The 16,010-nt window shown below is 73.5% G+C and carries 14 protein-coding genes; 4 read left to right on the top strand and 10 right to left on the bottom strand.

Annotation, left to right across the window (positions count from 1 at the left end):
• Positions 1–13 precede the first annotated feature (13 nt).
• The 6 genes from A6F73_RS19855 to A6F73_RS19830 all read right to left on the bottom strand — a co-directional run bounded on the left by A6F73_RS19855 (position 14) and on the right by A6F73_RS19830 (position 5,599).
• Positions 14–502: a 2'-5' RNA ligase family protein gene (locus A6F73_RS19855; protein ID WP_347878545.1), complete on the bottom strand. Its 489-nt coding sequence runs from the start codon at positions 500–502 to the stop codon at positions 14–16.
• 62 nt (positions 503–564) lie between these two features.
• Positions 565–1,605, bottom strand: coding sequence for a tryptophan--tRNA ligase (gene trpS, locus A6F73_RS19850; RefSeq protein WP_063351340.1), 1,041 nt, complete (start codon positions 1,603–1,605; stop codon positions 565–567).
• 30 nt (positions 1,606–1,635) lie between these two features.
• Complete coding sequence (locus A6F73_RS19845; RefSeq protein ID WP_063349032.1) at positions 1,636–2,961, bottom strand: hemolysin family protein; 1,326 nt, start codon at positions 2,959–2,961, stop codon at positions 1,636–1,638.
• A gap of 125 nt (positions 2,962–3,086) precedes the next feature.
• Positions 3,087–4,079: a malate dehydrogenase gene (locus A6F73_RS19840; RefSeq protein WP_063349031.1), complete on the bottom strand. Its 993-nt coding sequence runs from the start codon at positions 4,077–4,079 to the stop codon at positions 3,087–3,089.
• Positions 4,080–4,283: 204 nt separating this feature from the next.
• Positions 4,284–4,709, bottom strand: a complete 426-nt coding sequence (locus A6F73_RS19835; protein ID WP_063349030.1) for a DUF3017 domain-containing protein — start codon at positions 4,707–4,709, stop codon at positions 4,284–4,286.
• 35 nt (positions 4,710–4,744) lie between these two features.
• Entirely contained in the window at positions 4,745–5,599 is an 855-nt protein-coding gene (locus A6F73_RS19830) for a bifunctional methylenetetrahydrofolate dehydrogenase/methenyltetrahydrofolate cyclohydrolase (RefSeq protein ID WP_063349029.1), read from the bottom strand.
• A gap of 549 nt (positions 5,600–6,148) precedes the next feature.
• On the opposite strand from A6F73_RS19830, the gene A6F73_RS19825 reads away from it, so the two are divergent.
• Positions 6,149–6,775 carry a hypothetical protein gene (locus A6F73_RS19825; RefSeq protein ID WP_063349028.1) on the top strand — a complete coding sequence of 209 codons (627 nt, stop codon included), beginning with the start codon at positions 6,149–6,151 and terminating at the stop codon, positions 6,773–6,775.
• A gap of 131 nt (positions 6,776–6,906) precedes the next feature.
• Here the strand turns inward: A6F73_RS19825 and purH are convergent, their stop codons facing one another.
• Both purH and purN read right to left on the bottom strand, forming a co-directional pair.
• The gene (gene purH, locus A6F73_RS19820) at positions 6,907–8,484 is read right to left on the bottom strand and encodes a bifunctional phosphoribosylaminoimidazolecarboxamide formyltransferase/IMP cyclohydrolase (RefSeq protein WP_063349027.1); all 1,578 of its coding nucleotides are present in this window, start codon (positions 8,482–8,484) and stop codon (positions 6,907–6,909) included.
• A 69-nt stretch (positions 8,485–8,553) separates the two neighbouring features.
• A complete protein-coding gene (gene purN, locus A6F73_RS19815; RefSeq protein ID WP_063349026.1) occupies positions 8,554–9,219 on the bottom strand; it encodes a phosphoribosylglycinamide formyltransferase in 666 nt (221 codons plus the stop codon).
• 368 nt (positions 9,220–9,587) lie between these two features.
• On the opposite strand from purN, the gene A6F73_RS19810 reads away from it, so the two are divergent.
• Together A6F73_RS19810 and A6F73_RS19805 are read left to right on the top strand one after the other, a co-directional pair.
• A complete protein-coding gene (locus tag A6F73_RS19810; protein WP_063349025.1) occupies positions 9,588–10,235 on the top strand; it encodes a hypothetical protein in 648 nt (215 codons plus the stop codon).
• A gap of 88 nt (positions 10,236–10,323) precedes the next feature.
• Positions 10,324–11,481, top strand: a complete 1,158-nt coding sequence (locus A6F73_RS19805) for an IS701 family transposase (protein ID WP_063349024.1) — start codon at positions 10,324–10,326, stop codon at positions 11,479–11,481.
• Between the two features lie 193 nt (positions 11,482–11,674).
• Here the strand turns inward: A6F73_RS19805 and A6F73_RS41555 are convergent, their stop codons facing one another.
• Complete coding sequence (locus A6F73_RS41555) at positions 11,675–13,186, bottom strand: DUF6350 family protein (RefSeq protein WP_063349023.1); 1,512 nt, start codon at positions 13,184–13,186, stop codon at positions 11,675–11,677.
• 132 nt (positions 13,187–13,318) lie between these two features.
• On the opposite strand from A6F73_RS41555, the gene A6F73_RS19795 reads away from it, so the two are divergent.
• The gene (locus tag A6F73_RS19795; RefSeq protein WP_063349022.1) at positions 13,319–15,043 is read left to right on the top strand and encodes a LuxR C-terminal-related transcriptional regulator; all 1,725 of its coding nucleotides are present in this window, start codon (positions 13,319–13,321) and stop codon (positions 15,041–15,043) included.
• A 70-nt stretch (positions 15,044–15,113) separates the two neighbouring features.
• On the opposite strand, the gene sucD is transcribed toward A6F73_RS19795, so the two are convergent.
• Positions 15,114–15,998 (bottom strand): succinate--CoA ligase subunit alpha, encoded by an 885-nt coding sequence (sucD, locus tag A6F73_RS19790; protein WP_063349021.1) that lies wholly within the window; start codon positions 15,996–15,998, stop codon positions 15,114–15,116.
• Between the last annotated feature and the right edge of the window lie 12 nt (positions 15,999–16,010).

Raw genomic sequence — 16,010 nt, 5'->3', positions numbered from 1 at the left:
TCAGGGCGGTGGTTCAGGAGAACAGGTAGCTCCGCCAGGGCCGCCAGACCTCGTCCGCGTCGAAGCGGGAGAGGCCGAAGCCCGGCACCGGGAAGGCCGCCCGGAAGCCGCGCGCCTGCGCGTACGCCTGGTCCAGCGCGTCGTCCGGCAGGCCGTGCGCGACCGTCACGTGCGGGTGGTACGGGAACGCCAGCTCGCGGGCCAGCGGGCCGGAGCGGACGTCCGCCTCCAGCAGCCGGCACTCCTGCGCGCCCTCCTCGACCCGGACGAACACCACCGGGGAGACCGGGCGGAAGGTGCCGGCGCCGCGCAGCAGCATCCGGAACGGCCGGTGCGCGGCCGCCACCGCCGCCAGGTGCTCCTCGATCTTCGGCAGCGCCTCGGCGGGCACCTCGGTCGGCGGCAGCAGGGTGACGTGCGTCGGTATCGACCGGGCCAGCGGATCGCCGTGCCCGGCCCGGGCGTCCTGGATCTGCGCACCGTACGGATCCGGAACGCTCACGGACACGCCGATGGTGACGGCCTCGGGGAGACCGTCACCATCGGGCAGGCGTGTGAGGGGAGTCACCGCTTGGCGGCCGGGAGGAAGCCGACCCGGTCGTACACCGTCTCCAGCGTCTGCGCGGCCACCTCGCGGGCCTTCTCGGCGCCGATCGCCAGCACCCGGTCCAGCTCGGCCGGGTCGTCCAGGAACGTGCGGGTGCGCTCCTGGAAGGGAGTGACCCACTCGGTGAACAGCTCGGCCAGCTCGGTCTTCAGGGCGCCGTACATCTTGCCCTCGAAGTGCGCGACCAGCTGGTCGATCGACTGGCCGCTGAGCGCGGAGTGGATGCGCAGCAGGTTGGAGACGCCGGGCTTCCCGTCCTCGTCGTAGGAGACGACGGTGCCGGTGTCGGTGACGGCGCTCTTGAACTTCTTGGCGCTGACCTTCGCCTCGTCCAGCAGGTTGACCAGGCCCTTGTCCGAGGAGGCGGACTTGCTCATCTTGGCGCCCGGGTCCTGGAGGTCCTGGATCTTCGCCGTCTCCTTGAGGATGTACGGCTTCGGCACCGTGAAGGTCGGGCTGTAGCGGGTGTTGAAGCGGTCGGCGAGGTCGCGGGTGAGCTCCAGGTGCTGGCGCTGGTCCTCGCCGACCGGGACGGCGTCCGCCTGGTAGAGCAGGACGTCCGCGACCATGAGCACCGGGTAGGTGAACAGGCCGACCGTGGTGCTGTCCGCGCCGTGCCGGACGGACTTGTCCTTGAACTGGGTCATCCGGGAGGCCTCGCCGAAGCCGGTGAGGCAGTTCATCACCCAGGCGAGCTGCGCGTGCTCGGGCACGTGCGACTGGACGAACAGGGTGCAGTGCTCCGGGTCCAGGCCGGCGCCGAGCAGCTGGGCGGCGGAGACCCGGGTGTTCTCGCGCAGTTCCTTCGGGTCCTGCGAGACGGTGATCGCGTGCAGGTCGACGACCATGTAGAAGGCGTCGTTCTCCTTCTGCAGGTCCACCCACTGGCGCACCGCGCCCAGGTAGTTGCCGAGGTGGAACGAGCCGGAGGTGGGCTGGATGCCGGAGAGAACCCGGGGACGGTCCTTGACCGGACCAGTGACCGCTGCGTTGACCATGCGGGCCATTGTTCCAGTTCCACCGGGCGCTCAGGAAACGTCCGCCCCAGGAGGTTCCGCCAGTGTGACCGCACTCACCCTCACCCGGGCGATCCGCCGGCCCTCCAACTTGGCCACCGTCAGCAGCACCCCTCCACCGCCCTCGACCGGGACGCGCACCTGGTCACCCTCCCGGGGCAGCCGGCCGAGCGAGGCGACCAGGCAGCCCGCCACCGTCTCGTACGGGCCCTCGGGCAGGGTGGCGCCGGTCTCCTCGGTGAAGTCGCCGAGGTTGAGCAGGCCGTCCAGCTCCATGCCGCCGCCGACCAGCCGGCGGGTGGCGGCGGTCTCCGGCCGGTCGTACTCGTCCCGGATCTCGCCGATCACCTCCTCGACCAGGTCCTCCAGGGTGACGATCCCGGCGGTGCCGCCGTACTCGTCCACCACGATGGCCAGGTGGTGGCCCTCGCGACGCATCTCGCCCATCGCCTCCAGCACCCGCTTGGTGCCGGGCAGCAGCTTCACCGGGCGGGCCAGGTCGCGGACCTTGGCGGCCTGCTCGCCGCGCGCGCCGTACAGGTCGCGGACGTGCACGAAGCCGACCACGGCGTCGGCGCTGCCCTCGACCACCGGGTAGCGCGAGTGCGGCGAGGTGTCCGCCTGGTGCCGGACGGCGGCCAGCGGGCGCTCGGCGTCCAGGAAGGTCACCTCGGTGCGCGGGACCATCACCTCGCGCAGCTGCCGCTCCCCGGCGGAGAACACGTCCGCGATCAACGCCCGTTCGTCGCTGCCGAGTTCGGTGTTGGCGGCGACCAGGCCGCGCAGCTCCTCGGAGCTCATCGAGCCACGGCCGGCGGCCGGGTCGCCGCCCAGCAGGCGGACCATCAGGTTGGTGGAGTGGCCGAGCAGCCAGATCACCGGGCGCAGCGCCACCGACATCACGTCCACCACCGGGGCCGCGATCACCGCGATCGACTCGGCCCGCTGCAGGCCGATCCGCTTGGGGGTGAGTTCGCCGAGCACCAGCGAGACGTAGCTGATCACCAGGGTGAGGCCGACCAGGGCGATCGCGTCGGCGACGCCCTCGGTGAGCCCGGCCCGGACGAACAGCGGGGCGACCTTGCCGGCCAGGGTGTCCGCGCCGAAGGCGGCGGACAGGAAGCCCATGCAGGTCACGCCGACCTGGACGGCGGCCAGGAAGCGGTTGGGGTCGGCGGCCAGGTGCGCGGCCCGGGCGGACCGCCGGGTGCCGAGCGCCTCCAGCGTCCGGATCTGGCCCTCGCGCAGCGAGATCAGCGAGATCTCGGCGACGTTGAACAGCCCGCCCAGCAGGATGAAGACGAGGACGAGCAGAGCGTCCCCGAGGGTTTCGTTCACAGCGGGTCAGTGTAGGACCGGCCGACGCCCGGGGAGTGGAAGAAGGGGCGGCGGCCGGTCACACGGCGGCCCGCCGCCTCCGGGAAGGAGACGGCGGGCCGCCGGGAAAAGCTGTGCTGCGGGGCTCAGATGAGGCCCAGCTCCTGGACCGCGTCGCGCTCCTCGGTCAGCTCCTTGACCGAGGCGTCGATGCGGGCGCGCGAGAAGTCGGAGATCTCCAGGCCCTGGACGATCTCGAACTTGCCGGCCTTGGTGGTGACCGGGAAGGAGGAGATCAGGCCCTGCGGGACACCGTAGGAGCCGTCCGAGACGACGCCCATGGAGGTCCAGTCGCCCTCGGCGGTGCCGTTGACCCAGGTGTACACGTGGTCGATGGCGGCGTTGGCGGCCGAGGCGGCCGAGGAGGCGCCACGGGCCTCGATGATGGCCGCGCCGCGCTTGGCGACGGTCGGGATGAAGGTCTCGTCCAGCCAGGCCTGGTCGCTGCCGATGGCCTCGAAGGCCGGCTTGCCGGCGATCTCGGCCTGGAAGATGTCCGGGTACTGGGTGGCGGAGTGGTTGCCCCAGATGGTGACGCGCTTGATGTCGGAGACGGGCGCACCGGTCTTGACGGAGAGCTGGCCGACCGCGCGGTTGTGGTCCAGGCGGGTCATCGCGGTGAAGCGCTCGGCCGGGACGTCCGGGGCGTTGCGCTGGGCGATCAGGGCGTTGGTGTTGGCCGGGTTGCCGACGACCAGGACCTTGATGTCGTCCGCGGCGTGGTCGTTGATGGCCTTGCCCTGCGGGCCGAAGATGCCGCCGTTGGCCTGCAGCAGGTCGCCGCGCTCCATGCCGGCGGTGCGCGGACGGGCGCCGACCAGCAGCGCGACGTTGGCGCCGTCGAAGGCCTCGTTCGGGTTGGCGGTGATCGTGATGTCACGCAGCAGCGGGAACGCGCAGTCGACGAGCTCCATGGCGGTGCCCTCGGCGGCCTTGAGGCCCTGCGGGATCTCCAGGAGGCGCAGGTTCACCGGGACGTCGGCACCGAGCAGGTGGCCCGAGGCGATGCGGAAGAGCAGCGCGTAGCCGATCTGGCCGGCCGCTCCGGTGATGGTGACGTTGACGGGGGTGCGGGTCATTTCTACCTTCTCCAGCAGATCGCCAGGTGCCCCAGGCACACCGGCGCGCTGGAGCCGAGGATGGTCTCTCGACATCGAGAGACCGGCGTCAGGTTATCGCAAAGGGAAGCGTACGCCGCGGGTGCGGGCCTGGCTGATGCGTCACAACGGACGGCGGCCCCCGCCCTGGCTCGCAGGGCGGGGGCCGTCACGGTCACCCCGGCGTCAGTGCTTGGGCCGGCCGATCAACTTGCCGATGTTGTCGAGCAACGGGATCTCCAGCCACGGGTTCGGCTGCGCCACCAGGGTCAGCAGCACGATCGACGCTCCCAGGAAGGTCAGCACGATCACGTCGGTGAAGCGGCTGCGCACCGCCAGCATCCCGACCTCGGGCAGCACCAGCCGCAGGACGGCCCCGAGCAGCACCCCGCAGCCGAGGATCAGCAGCCCGTACTTGAAGCCGTCCTTGAAGTCGGCGAACCAGGTGACCGCGAGGCCGGCCCCGACCACCAGCAGGACCAGCGTTATCGGCCACTGCCGGACCGGCAGGGTGTGGTCGCGTCCGAGGGCTGCGGCCGCGCCCTCGGGCGGCAGGGTGCCGGTGGTCTTGACCGGCCTGCGCGGGGTCCGCGCCGGTCGCGGTTCCGTCATGCTCGCCGTCCCTCGTGGTGGTGTCGGTCGCGGGGTCAGACGCCGGCGCGGCGCTCGGCCGCCACGACGATGTTGTTGAGCAGCATCGCGCGGGTCATCGGGCCCACGCCGCCGGGGTTCGGGGAGATCCAGGCGGCCACCTCGGCCACGCCCGGGTGCACGTCGCCGACGATCTTGCCCTCGCTGCGGCTGACGCCCACGTCCAGCACCGCCGCGCCCGGCTTGACGTCCTCCGGCTTGACCAGGTGCGGCACGCCCGCGGCGGCCACGATGATGTCGGCCTTGCGCAGGTGGTAGCCGAGGTCCCGGGTGCCGGTGTGGCACAGGGTCACGGTGGCGTTCTCGCTGCGGCGGGTCAGCAGCAGGCCGATCGAGCGGCCGACGGTGACGCCGCGGCCGACCACGACCACCTCGGCGCCGTTGATCTCGACGTCGTGCCGGCGCAGCAGCTCGACGATGCCCAGCGGGGTGCACGGCAGCGGCCCCTCGATGCCCAGGGCGAGCCGGCCGAGCGAGGTCGGGTGCAGGCCGTCGGCGTCCTTGTCCGGGTCCATCAGCTCCAGGACCGGGTTCTGGTCCAGGCCCTTGGGCAGCGGCAGCTGGACGATGTAGCCGGTGCAGGAGGGGTCGGCGTTGAGCTCGCGGACGACGTTCTCGACGTCCTCCTGGGTGGCGGTCGCGGGCAGCTCGCGCTGGATCGAGGCGATGCCGACCTCGGCGCAGTCCTTGTGCTTGCCGTTGACGTACCAGCGGCTGCCCGGGTCGTCGCCGACCAGGACGGTGCCGAGGCCGGGCGTGACGCCCTTCGCCTTGAGGACCGCCACGCGGGCGGCGAGTTCGGACTTGATCGCGGCGGCGGTGGCCTTGCCATCGAGAATCTGGGCAGTCATGACCCCATTCTCCCGGATCGCGGCAAGCCGCCGTACCAGGGCCCGTCTTCGAACCCCCGTCGTCCTCCCGCCGGCCCCCGTCGTCCTCCCGTCCTGCGGTCGGACGGGTTCGGACGGGTACGGAAGGCCCGGACCACGTTGCGGTTGCGCCACAGTCTCGGTCCGGCGCGCGGAACCGGCTGGACACGGCCCCGCCGTCCGGTTGACGATATGCGGGCATTCCCTGCCGCGACCCGGCCCGGTGACGGGCCGACGGACACCCGGCGGGGGCGTACCCGGGGGAAAGAGCACGTGAGCCGACCACTTCAGACCGAGCCGCCCGACCACTGCGGCGCCGTCCTGCCCGCAACGGGCCCGTCGACGACTCCGCTCGCACTGCTCTCACCGCTCTCAGCGCTCTCACCGCGCGCCTGAGCCGGCCGCGCCCGGATCCGCTCCGGGCTGTCACTCCCCTCCGTTAGCGTCCCGTTCCACCGGCGACCCGACTCGCCAACCGGAACCGGGCCCTCCGTCCCGTCCCCACGTCCCCGCAACTGCCCGGAGGCATCGATGAGTTACCCGCCCGACCCGAACAACCCGAACAACCCGTACGGCCAGCCGCCGCAGGCTCCCGGCTACGGCTACCCCCAGCAGGCCCCGCCGGCCGGGTACGGCTACCCGCCGCCCGCGCCGGGCTACGGCGGACCGGGCTACGGCTACCCGCCGGCCGTCCCGCAGAACATGCCGGGCCTGGTGGTCACCACCCGGGTGCTGCTGTTCATCATCGGCGCCGTGCAGATCATCGGTGGCGGCATCTACCTGATAGCCGCCGCGGCGGCCAAGGAGGTCACCAACCGGGCCCAGCAGATCGACGGGAGCGACCCGTTCAACGGCTTCGGCAACGCGGCGGCCGGCGTGCTGGTGGTCGTCGGCATCGTGTGCGCGCTGTTCGCGGCCTTCTCCATCACGCTGGGCGTGAAGTTCGGCAAGGGCGGGCCCGCGGTCCGCATCACCACCCTGGTGTACGGCTCGTTCGGCGCGCTGCTCGGCCTGCTGGGGCTGGCCGGTTCCTTCGCCAACAACGCCAACCCGGTCGGCATCGTCTTCACGCTGATGTGGCTCGCGGTCTCGATCACGATGATCGTCGGGATGAGCGTCAAGGACGGCGTCGCCTGGTTCGCCCGGCCGCGCTACTGACCGGCCGCACCACTGACCGGCCCGGTCCGAGCCGATCGGACGACGAGCGGCCCGGCTCCCCTTCCGGAGGAGCCGGGCCGCTCTGTCATGCCGTCACCCGGGCGGTGCGCCGGGCGAGCGGTGGAACGCGATCAGTGGAAGAAGTGCCGCGCACCGGTGAAGTACATCGTCACCCCGGCCTCGGCGGCCGCCGCGACGACCTCCTCGTCCCGGATCGAACCGCCCGGCTGGACGATCGCCTTGACGCCGGCCGCGATCAGGATGGCAGGGCCGTCCGCGAACGGGAAGAACGCGTCCGAGGCCGCGTACGCGCCCTTGGCCCGCTCCCCGGCCCGCTCGACCGCGAGCTTGCAGGAGTCGACCCGGTTGACCTGGCCCATGCCGACGCCCACCGAGGCGCCGTCCTTGGCGAGCAGGATCGCGTTGGACTTGACGGCCCGACAGGCCCGCCAGGCGAAGGCCAGCTCGGCCAGCTCGGCCTCGGACAGCGCCTCACCGGTGGCCAGCCGCCAGTTCGCCGGGTCGTCGCCCTCGGCCTGCACCCGGTCGGCGTCCTGGAGCAGCACGCCGCCGGAGACCGGGCGCAGCTCCTGGCGGTTGGCCGGCGCCTCGGGGGCCAGCAGCACCCGCAGGTTCTTCTTCCGGGCCAGCACCTCGACGGCGCCGTCCTCGTAACCGGGGGCCACCACGACCTCGGTGAAGATCGGGGCGATCTGCTCGGCCAGCTCGACGGTGACCGGGCGGTTGACCGCGATCACGCCGCCGTACGCCGAGACCGGGTCGCACTCGTGCGCCTTGCGGTGCGCCTCGGCGACGTCCGCGCCGGTCGCGATGCCGCACGGGTTGGCGTGCTTGATGATCGCGACGGCCGGCTCGGCGTGGTCGTACGCGGCGCGGCGGGCAGCGTCGGTGTCGACGTAGTTGTTGTACGACATCTCCTTGCCGTGCAGCTGCTCCGCGCCGGCCAGGCCGCCGCTGCCGTCGCTGTACAGCGCGGCGCCCTGGTGCGGGTTCTCGCCGTAGCGCAGCACGTTCTGCCGCTCCCAGGTGGCGCCCAGGAACTCCGGGAACCGCTCGTCGCTCGGCGCGTAGCCGGCCTCGAACCAGGAGGCGACCGCGACGTCGTACGCGGCGGTGTGCGCGAACGCCGCACCGGCCAGGCGCTTGCGGGTGGCCAGGTCGAAGCCGCCCTCCTGGGCGGCCCGCAGCACGTCGACGTAACGGGCCGGGTCGACCACCACGGCCACCGACGGGTGGTTCTTGGCGGCGGCGCGGACCATGCTCGGGCCGCCGATGTCGATCTGCTCGACGCACTCGTCCGGGGTGGCGCCCGAGGCGACGGTGGCCTTGAACGGGTAGAGGTTCACCACGACCAGGTCGAAGGGCTCGACGCCCAGCTCGGCCAGCTGCGCGCGGTGCGACTCCAGCCGCAGGTCGGCGAGCACGCCGGCGTGCACGCGGGGGTGCAGCGTCTTCACGCGCCCGTCCAGGCACTCCGGGAAGCCGGTCAGCTCGGAGACCTCGGTCACCGGGACGCCGGCGGCGGCGATCCGGCCGGCGGTGGAGCCGGTGGAGACGATGGCGACCCCGGCGGCGTGCAGGCCCTGGGCCAGCTCCTCCAGACCGGTCTTGTCGTACACGCTGATCAGCGCACGACGGATCGGACGGATGTTCTCCGAAACGGGGGGCGTGGTGGAGCTGGCACTCATGCTCCCACCTCGCTGCGCTCGGCGGGCGCTGCGCGCCAGGCACCTTCCTTGACGACTCGTTCGCTGCGCTCACTCATGTGCCGGAATCCATACCTTTCGGTCCTCGATGCGGTGGCCCTCGCGGGCCAGCCGGCCCACGACGTCGACGAGCAGCTTGCGCTCGACAGTCTTGATGCGCTCGTGCAGCGCTTCGCCGCCATCGGCGTGGTCGGCGTCGACGACCTCGACGACGCCCTGCGCGATGATCGGCCCGGTGTCCACCCCGGCGTCGACCAGGTGGACGGTGCAGCCGGTGACCCTCACCCCGTACGCGAGCGCGTCGGTGACGCCGTGGGCGCCGGGGAAGGAGGGCAGCAGTGCGGGATGGGTGTTGACGATCCGCCCGGCGAAGGCCGCGATGAACTCGGGGCCGAGGATCTTCATGAACCCGGCCGTGACCACCAGGTCCGGCTCGTGGGCGGCGACGGCGGCGGTCAGCGCGCGGTCCCAGTCGGCCCGGTCGGCGAAGTCCTTCACCCGGTGGACGAAGACCGGCAGGCCCGCCTTCTCGGCCCGCTCCAGGCCCGCGATGCCGTCGCGGTCCGCACCCACGGCGAGGATCTCGGCGCCGTACGCCGGATCGGCTGCGGCGTCGAGCAGCGCCTGCAGATTGGTACCGGAACCGGAGACCAGCACCACCAGGCGGGCCGGTCCGGGCGTACGGGGCGGGAAGAGCTGGGCGGGGGCGGCGGCCACTGCGCGATTCTCCGTAGGTCGGGCGCCGCCCGCTGGTACGTCCACCGGTGGTGGGGCCACTACGAACGGCAGGTCGAGCGAGGGGGAACACCAGGAGAACCCACCGCGACGCGGGCACCCGGGAACCTCTGCGAGCTGCTGACCGTCACCACGATAACGGCTGGTCGGACGGCCTCCGCACCCTCCCGGCGGCGCTACGCGCGTAGTTGAGACGGGGATCTCCTCCGGCCCGCACAGCGGAGTCGCCCCGGGCACGGGCCCTCCCGGCACCCCCGCAGCGGGCAGGCCGCCTGAGGACCGGCGAACGGCTGCGGGATCATAGGGAAGGCGGGAGACCGCCGCCCCGACCGAGAAGGAATGGCTGAACCATGAGCAGCGGTGACGACACCGGCGAGCGCAACCCCTTCGCGCCGCCGCCGGCGGATGCCCCGGACCAGCCGTGGCAGCCGCGCAACCCCTGGCCCGGCGAGGGCCCGGACGGCACCGGCGGCCAGGGCGCCGGCGAACGCCCGCAGCTCCCGCCGCCGCACCCCTGGGGCCCCGGCCGGCCCGAGGACGGCCGCCCCACCCCACCGGCCCCGCAGCCGCCCAAGCTCGACCCCGCCGACCCCGCCCAGCGCCGGGCCCGCAACGCCGCACTGGCCGGGCCGCTCGCGCTGGTCTGCCTGTTCGCCGGCTTCCACTGGGCCGCCCTGTTCGTCGGCGCGCTCGGCATCGTGTGGGGCATCAGCGCGCTGCGGACCCCCAAGCCCGCCCCGGCCGCCGCCGTCACCGGCGCCGCCCCCCAGACCGCCGCCCGCCAGCCCGCCGCCCCGAACCCGCTCACCCCGGCCGCGCTCGCCGGAATCCTCACCGGCGCGATGACCGTCGTGGTCGCGACCTCGGTGATCGGCCTCGGGATGTACTACAACGACTACGTCACCTGCGTCCGGGACTCACTGACCTCCGTCGGCGCCGACAACTGCGACCGGTTCGCGCCCAAGTGGTACGTCGACTTCACCGGGAACGCCGGCTAGGGCCGGTCCGGCCGGTCTTGCCGGACACGCCCTAGTACTGCAACGGTGCTTACCGTGACGGTTGTCGGGTTAGCTCGTTGAGCTGTTCATGGATGGGGACATATCCGAGGTCGATGCTCGTCGCTGGTCGGATGGGCTGGCAGGGTTACATGAGCGGTTTGCTCACCGGTTCGCGCGGAGTGAGTCGCGGGAATCTACGCTGGCTTACATGTGGGGCCTGCTGGCGCCTTTGGAGCGCAAGAACGGGTGGACGGTGGCCGAGGAGGCCGGTCATGTCGGTCCGGACCGGATCCAGCGGCTGCTGAACCGGATCGAGTGGGACGCGGACGGGGTGCTCGACGACGTACGCGAGTACGTCGTCGAGCACCTGGCGGATCCGGCCGGTGTGCTGATCGTGGACGACACCGGGTTCCTGAAGAAGGGTGTGCGTTCGGCCGGTGTCCAGCGGCAGTACTCCGGCACCGCCGGCCGTACCGAGAATTGCCAGGTCGGGGTCTTCCTCGCCTATTCCGGCAAGCCGGGCCGCACCCTGATCGACCGGGCGCTCTACCTCCCGAAGTCCTGGACCGACGACCGCGCACGCTGCCGGGCGGCAGGGATCGGCGACGAGGTCGAGTTCGTCACCAAGGTCCAGCTCGCCAGGGCGATGGTCCGGCGCGCGATCGACGACCAGATCCCGTTCCGGTGGGTGACCGCGGATGCCGGCTACGGCTACCGCAAGGGCTGGCGCTACGAGTTGGAGCAGGCGGATGTCTTCCACGTCGTGGCCACCACCAGCCACGACACCGTCGTCACCCGGAGGGCACTGGACCATCGGCTGCACGACCTGATCGCCGACCTTCCCCGTCAGAAGTGGAAGCGTCGTTCCTGCGGCGAGGGCGCCCATGGCCTGCGGGTCTACGACTGGGCCCGTGTCGAGGTCCGGCCGTGGCACCGCCCCGACCGCAAGCACTGGGTCCTGGCACGCCGCAGCATCACCGATCCCACAAAGCTCGCCTACTACATCGCCTACGCGCCCGCCGGTGCCACACTCAACGAGCTGATCGCCGTCGCGGGTGCCCGCTGGGCGATCGAGGAGTGTTTCCAGAGTGCCAAGGGCCAGTGCGGCCTGGACGACTATCAGGTCCGACGCCACCCGGGGTGGTACCGGCACATCACCCTGGCCATGGCGGCCCACGCCTACCTCACCGTCATGCGGGCCCAGCACCTCGAAAAGGGGCTGGACCCGCTCGAACGCCAGACCTGATACCCCTCACGGTCCCCGAGATCCGCCGACTGATCACGAAGCTCACCCGGCCTGTCCGCCGCAGCATCGACCACGTCCTGCACTGGTCCCGATGGCGTCGCAGACGCCAACAACAGGCCCGGACCAGCCACTACAAAAGACGAGGCCACAGCCCAAGAGCTGAAGCCTCGTCACGGTAAGCACCGTTGCAGTACTAGTCACTTCCGGGGCCCCGCCCGCCCAGGCGCAGCACCGCGCCGTACCCGCGGGCCCGCAGCAGCAGCACCCCCCGGCGCAGCCGCTCGGCCGACCGGGCGCGGGCGGCGGGCAGGGCCTCCTCGTCGGCGTCCGCGTCGAGTTCCTCGACGGTCTGCCCGTCAACCTCTCCGTCGACCTCTCCGTCGACCCCTTCGTCGGCCTCCGGGACGGTCGCGGGGCACAGCGCCCGATGGCGCACCAGCAGCGCGCCCGGCACGGCCACCAACGCGAACCAGCCCGCCGCCGCCGGTCCCGTCCACCAGGGCGCCGGCCCCAGCCGGGCCATCCGGCCGCCCGCCAGCGCGCCACCCGCCAGCCAGCTCGCCGCCGCCACCGCGACGCCGGTCAGCAGCGCCGCCACCAGCACCACCACCACCGTCACCGCGAGCGGCCACGGTCCGTCGCCGCCCCCGTTGCCGTCCCCGTCGCCGGTCCCGGACCCCGCCTCGGCCGCTGCGCGCGGGCCGGCCGCCGCCCGGCCCAGCAGCACCGCCGGCACCACCCCCGCCAGCACCGGCAGCAGCAGTGCCGCCAGCCGCCAGCCACCCGGGCCCTCCGCCGGCAGCAGGGCGAACATCGGGAACTCCGGGACGGGGCCCAGCACGGTGCCGCCCGGCGCCACCACCGTCCCGGAACCCACCGCGAACCCCGGGCCCAGGGCGTACGCCGTCCCCCAGAGCACCGCGTTCGGCAGCAGCACCACCCCGAGCAGCAGCAGCCCGACCAGGGCCGCCGGCCCGCGCCCGAGCACCGCCATCCCGTGCCCGCCCCCGACCGCCGCGTCCAGCGCCGCCGCCACCGCCACCAGCACCCCGCCCGCCGCCACCAGGCCCGCCCCGGCCGCCAGCACCGAGCCGCGCACCGCCGCCGCACCGCCGGCCGGTCGGAGCGGCGCGGGCAGCCGGTCCAGCAGCGGCCACGCCGGGCGGCGGGGCGGGGCGTCGGGGCCGGCGGCCCGGGCCGAACGCGCGCCCGCCGCCGTCGCCAGCCCGGCCAGCAACCCCACCACCAGGACGTCCGGCAGCACCCTGGCCCGGAACAGCCCGGCGCCCGTGCAGTGCAGCACCACCGCCACCGCGACCGCGCAGTAGCCCGCCCAGACCGCCGCCGGGCCGCCCCAGCGCGGCCGGGGCCCGCGCCGCGACGCCACCGCGGCGGCGGCCCGGTACAGCTGAGCCACCGCCAGCATGCCCAGCAGCAGCGGGGTGACGGTCAGCGGGGCGCCCGCGTCCCCCCGCAGCACCGGCGCGCCGTGCCCGAGCAGCCACAGCGCCCCCGCCAACCGAGTGGCGCCGGTCGCCCCGTTGTCCGCGTACGGCGTCGCCACCCAGAGTCCGAGCACCGGCACCCCGACCACCGCCAGGCCGACCAGTGCCGTCCGCACCCCCGCCAACAGGTCGGCCGGCAACGGGCGTCCGCCCAATTCGCCCGGCAGTTCCAGGATCGGACGGCCCATCAGCTGCGTCATGCGCCTCATGGTGCCAAGGCGACTCGCCATGCCCCGTGAAGCAGCAAACCGCCGCCGTGTCCCAGATTATTGGCTTATGCGCATTTTCAGACCCGATCCCCAAGCCGCCGGCGCACCGGCCCGGAGCGTCTGATGACCACGCCACCTACCGCCGAACACCCCGCCGGCGCCGACTCCCCCACCCCCGAGAACCGCCCCCGCAAACCCCGGGCCACCCGCCCCGACCAGGACGCGGCGCGCCCCCTAGGGAAACTGACGCCCCGTGAGGCCCAGGTGCTCGCCCACCTCGCCGCCGGTCGCGACCTCCCGCAGGCGGCCGCCGCCCTCGGCGTCACCCCGGCCACCGCCCGCAGCTACGTCCAGCGGGCCATGCGCAAACTCGGCGCGGCCACCGAGGCCGAGGCCGTCGCCCTCACCACCGCCCGCCCGAAGAGCCCCGACCCCGCACCACCCGGCCCCACACCACCCGGCCCCGACGCGCCGGGCGACGCCCAGGCGGACCCTGCCGCCGTCCCCCGTACCCCCGACCCCGCGCCGCCGCGCCCGCCCGTCCTCGGCACCGGAGGAGAGCACCCCGGCCAGGCCACCCACTCCGCGCACGCCCACGCCCACGCCCACGCCCACGCCACCGACGCCGCTAGCCCCCAGGCGGCCCCGAACGCCCCGGGAGGGAGCATCAGCACACCCGCCGCCACCATGACACCGCCTGGCACCCGCGACACCCCGCCCGCGGCGCAGGCCCGACCCGACGACCCGGCCGCCGGCACCGGGCGGCCCGCCCACGCGGCCACGCCGGCCGACGACGAGCGGGCCGGGCCGGCCGGGAGCTTCGAGGAGCTGTACGAGCAGGCGCACACCCGGCTGGTGCAGCAGATGTTCCTGCTGACCGCCTGCCGGCACCGGGCGGCGCACTGCGTCCGGCTGGCGTTCGGGGCCGCGCGCCGGGGCTGGGCGGAGGTGGCCGCGACGGGGGATCCGGAAGGGTGGGTACGGGTACGGGCGTGCGAGCTGGCGCTGTCCCCGTGGCACCGGGGCGGGCCCCGGCGGATGCACGCCTGGAAGCTGCCGCACCGGCGGATCCGGGTGCGGCCGGCGGACGAGTCGCAGGCGGTGCTGCCCGATCACGACCGGCTGACCGACCGGGACCGGGCGCTGCTGAAGGCGCTGCGGCGGCTGTCCCGGCCGCAGCGCCGGGCGCTGGTGCTGCACGACGGGCTGGGCCTGCCGGCGGCGGCGGTCGCGGTGGAGGTGGAGTCGACGCTGGCGGCGGCCGAGGGGCGGGTGTGGGCGGCCCGGGTGGCGCTGGCCCGGTGGGTGCCGGAGCTGCTGGGGCCGGATCCGGCGGCACCGGGGTTCGCGGACGGCCTGAGCGGGCTGCTGCACCGGGCGGCGGTCCGGGGCTGCCCGCAGCCGCACCGGCCGCCGGTGCCGGTGCTGCTGGCCCGGCACCGGCTGTGGACGGCGAGCCGGACGGGGGCGGCGGCGCTGCTGACGGCGGCGGTGGGCGGGGCGGCGCTGGCGACGCTGGTGGGGATCCGGCCGGTGACGCTGTTCCGCTCCCCGGAGCCGCCGGAGCCGGCGATGTGCCTGTCGACGGCGAACGCGGGCGTGCCGGGCGTGCCTGTTGTGCCGGGTGTGCCGGCGCTGCCGGGCGGGCCGCCGAACGTCGTCCGCAGCCTGTGGTGCAGCCCGACGCCGGGGGTGGAGGCGGTCGTGGTGGAGTCGGCGCCGCAGGCCGCCGCGCGGTGGGAGCTGCCGGCGGTCGCCCGGGGGGCGGGCGCCCCGCCGCCGCAGGGCCCGGAGGTCTGCCCGCTGTGGTCACCGCTGCCGTGCACGACCGGGCCGACGCCGTACTGACGGCGTCCGCGAACGCGCGAGCGCCCCTGCCCTTCACGGGCAGGGGCGCTCGCTGCGCAGTCGACCGACGTCAGCCGGCGATGATCTCGCGCGCCAGGCGGGCGGTCTCGGACGGCGTCTTGCCGACCTTGACACCGGCGGCCTCGAGGGCCTCCTTCTTCGCCTGGGCGGTGCCCGAGGAGCCGGAGACGATGGCGCCGGCGTGGCCCATGGTCTTGCCCTCGGGGGCGGTGAAGCCCGCGACGTAGCCGACGACCGGCTTGGTGACGTGCTCGGCGATGTAGGCCGCGGCACGCTCCTCGGCGTCGCCGCCGATCTCACCGATCATGACGATGAGCTCGGTCTCCGGGTCCTCCTGGAACGCCTTGAGGGCGTCGATGTGGGTGGTGCCGATGACCGGGTCACCGCCGATGCCCACGGCCGAGGAGAAGCCGATGTCCCGCAGCTCGTACATGAGCTGGTAGGTCAGGGTGCCCGACTTCGAGACCAGACCGATCTTGCCGGAGGTGGTGATGTCGGCCGGGATGATGCCGGCGTTCGACTGTCCGGGGCTGATCAGGCCGGGGCAGTTCGGGCCGATGATCCGGGTCTTGTTGCCCTTCGAACCGGCGTACGCCCAGAAGGCGGCGGTGTCGTGCACCGGAACGCCCTCGGTGATGACGACGGCCAGGCCGATCTCGGCGTCGATGGCCTCGACGACGGCGTCCTTGGTGAACTTCGGCGGCACGAAAATGACGGTGACATCGGCACCGGTCTTCTCCATGGCCTCGGCGACGCCGCCGAAGACGGGCACCTCGGTGCCGTCGACGTCGACCGTGGTGCCGGCCTTGCGCGGGTTGACACCGCCGACGATCTGGGTGCCGGAGGCGAGCATGCGGCGGGTGTGCTTCATGCCCTCGGAGCCGGTCATGCCCTGGACGATGACCTTGCTGTCCTTGGTAAGGAAGATAGCCATGGTGTGAAAGTC

The sequence above is a fragment of the Streptomyces sp. MJM8645 genome, from assembly GCF_001625365.1.
Taxonomy (GTDB): Bacteria; Actinomycetota; Actinomycetes; order Streptomycetales; family Streptomycetaceae; genus Kitasatospora.
The sequence above is the reverse complement of the archived record's forward strand: the minus strand, read 5'-3'. Positions and strand labels throughout refer to the sequence as shown.

Coding starts and splice junctions, on each gene's coding strand:
- trpS (WP_063351340.1), bottom strand. CDS start 1,605: ATGGTCAACGCAGCGGTCACTGGTCCGGTCAAGGACCGTCCCCGGGTT.
- A6F73_RS19840 (WP_063349031.1), bottom strand. CDS start 4,079: ATGACCCGCACCCCCGTCAACGTCACCATCACCGGAGCGGCCGGCCAG.
- A6F73_RS19835 (WP_063349030.1), bottom strand. CDS start 4,709: ATGACGGAACCGCGACCGGCGCGGACCCCGCGCAGGCCGGTCAAGACC.
- A6F73_RS19830 (WP_063349029.1), bottom strand. CDS start 5,599: ATGACTGCCCAGATTCTCGATGGCAAGGCCACCGCCGCCGCGATCAAG.
- A6F73_RS19825 (WP_063349028.1), top strand. CDS start 6,149: ATGAGTTACCCGCCCGACCCGAACAACCCGAACAACCCGTACGGCCAG.
- purH (WP_063349027.1), bottom strand. CDS start 8,484: ATGAGTGCCAGCTCCACCACGCCCCCCGTTTCGGAGAACATCCGTCCG.
- A6F73_RS19810 (WP_063349025.1), top strand. CDS start 9,588: ATGAGCAGCGGTGACGACACCGGCGAGCGCAACCCCTTCGCGCCGCCG.
- A6F73_RS19805 (WP_063349024.1), top strand. CDS start 10,324: ATGGATGGGGACATATCCGAGGTCGATGCTCGTCGCTGGTCGGATGGG.
- A6F73_RS41555 (WP_063349023.1), bottom strand. CDS start 13,186: ATGACGCAGCTGATGGGCCGTCCGATCCTGGAACTGCCGGGCGAATTG.
- A6F73_RS19795 (WP_063349022.1), top strand. CDS start 13,319: ATGACCACGCCACCTACCGCCGAACACCCCGCCGGCGCCGACTCCCCC.
- sucD (WP_063349021.1), bottom strand. CDS start 15,998: ATGGCTATCTTCCTTACCAAGGACAGCAAGGTCATCGTCCAGGGCATG.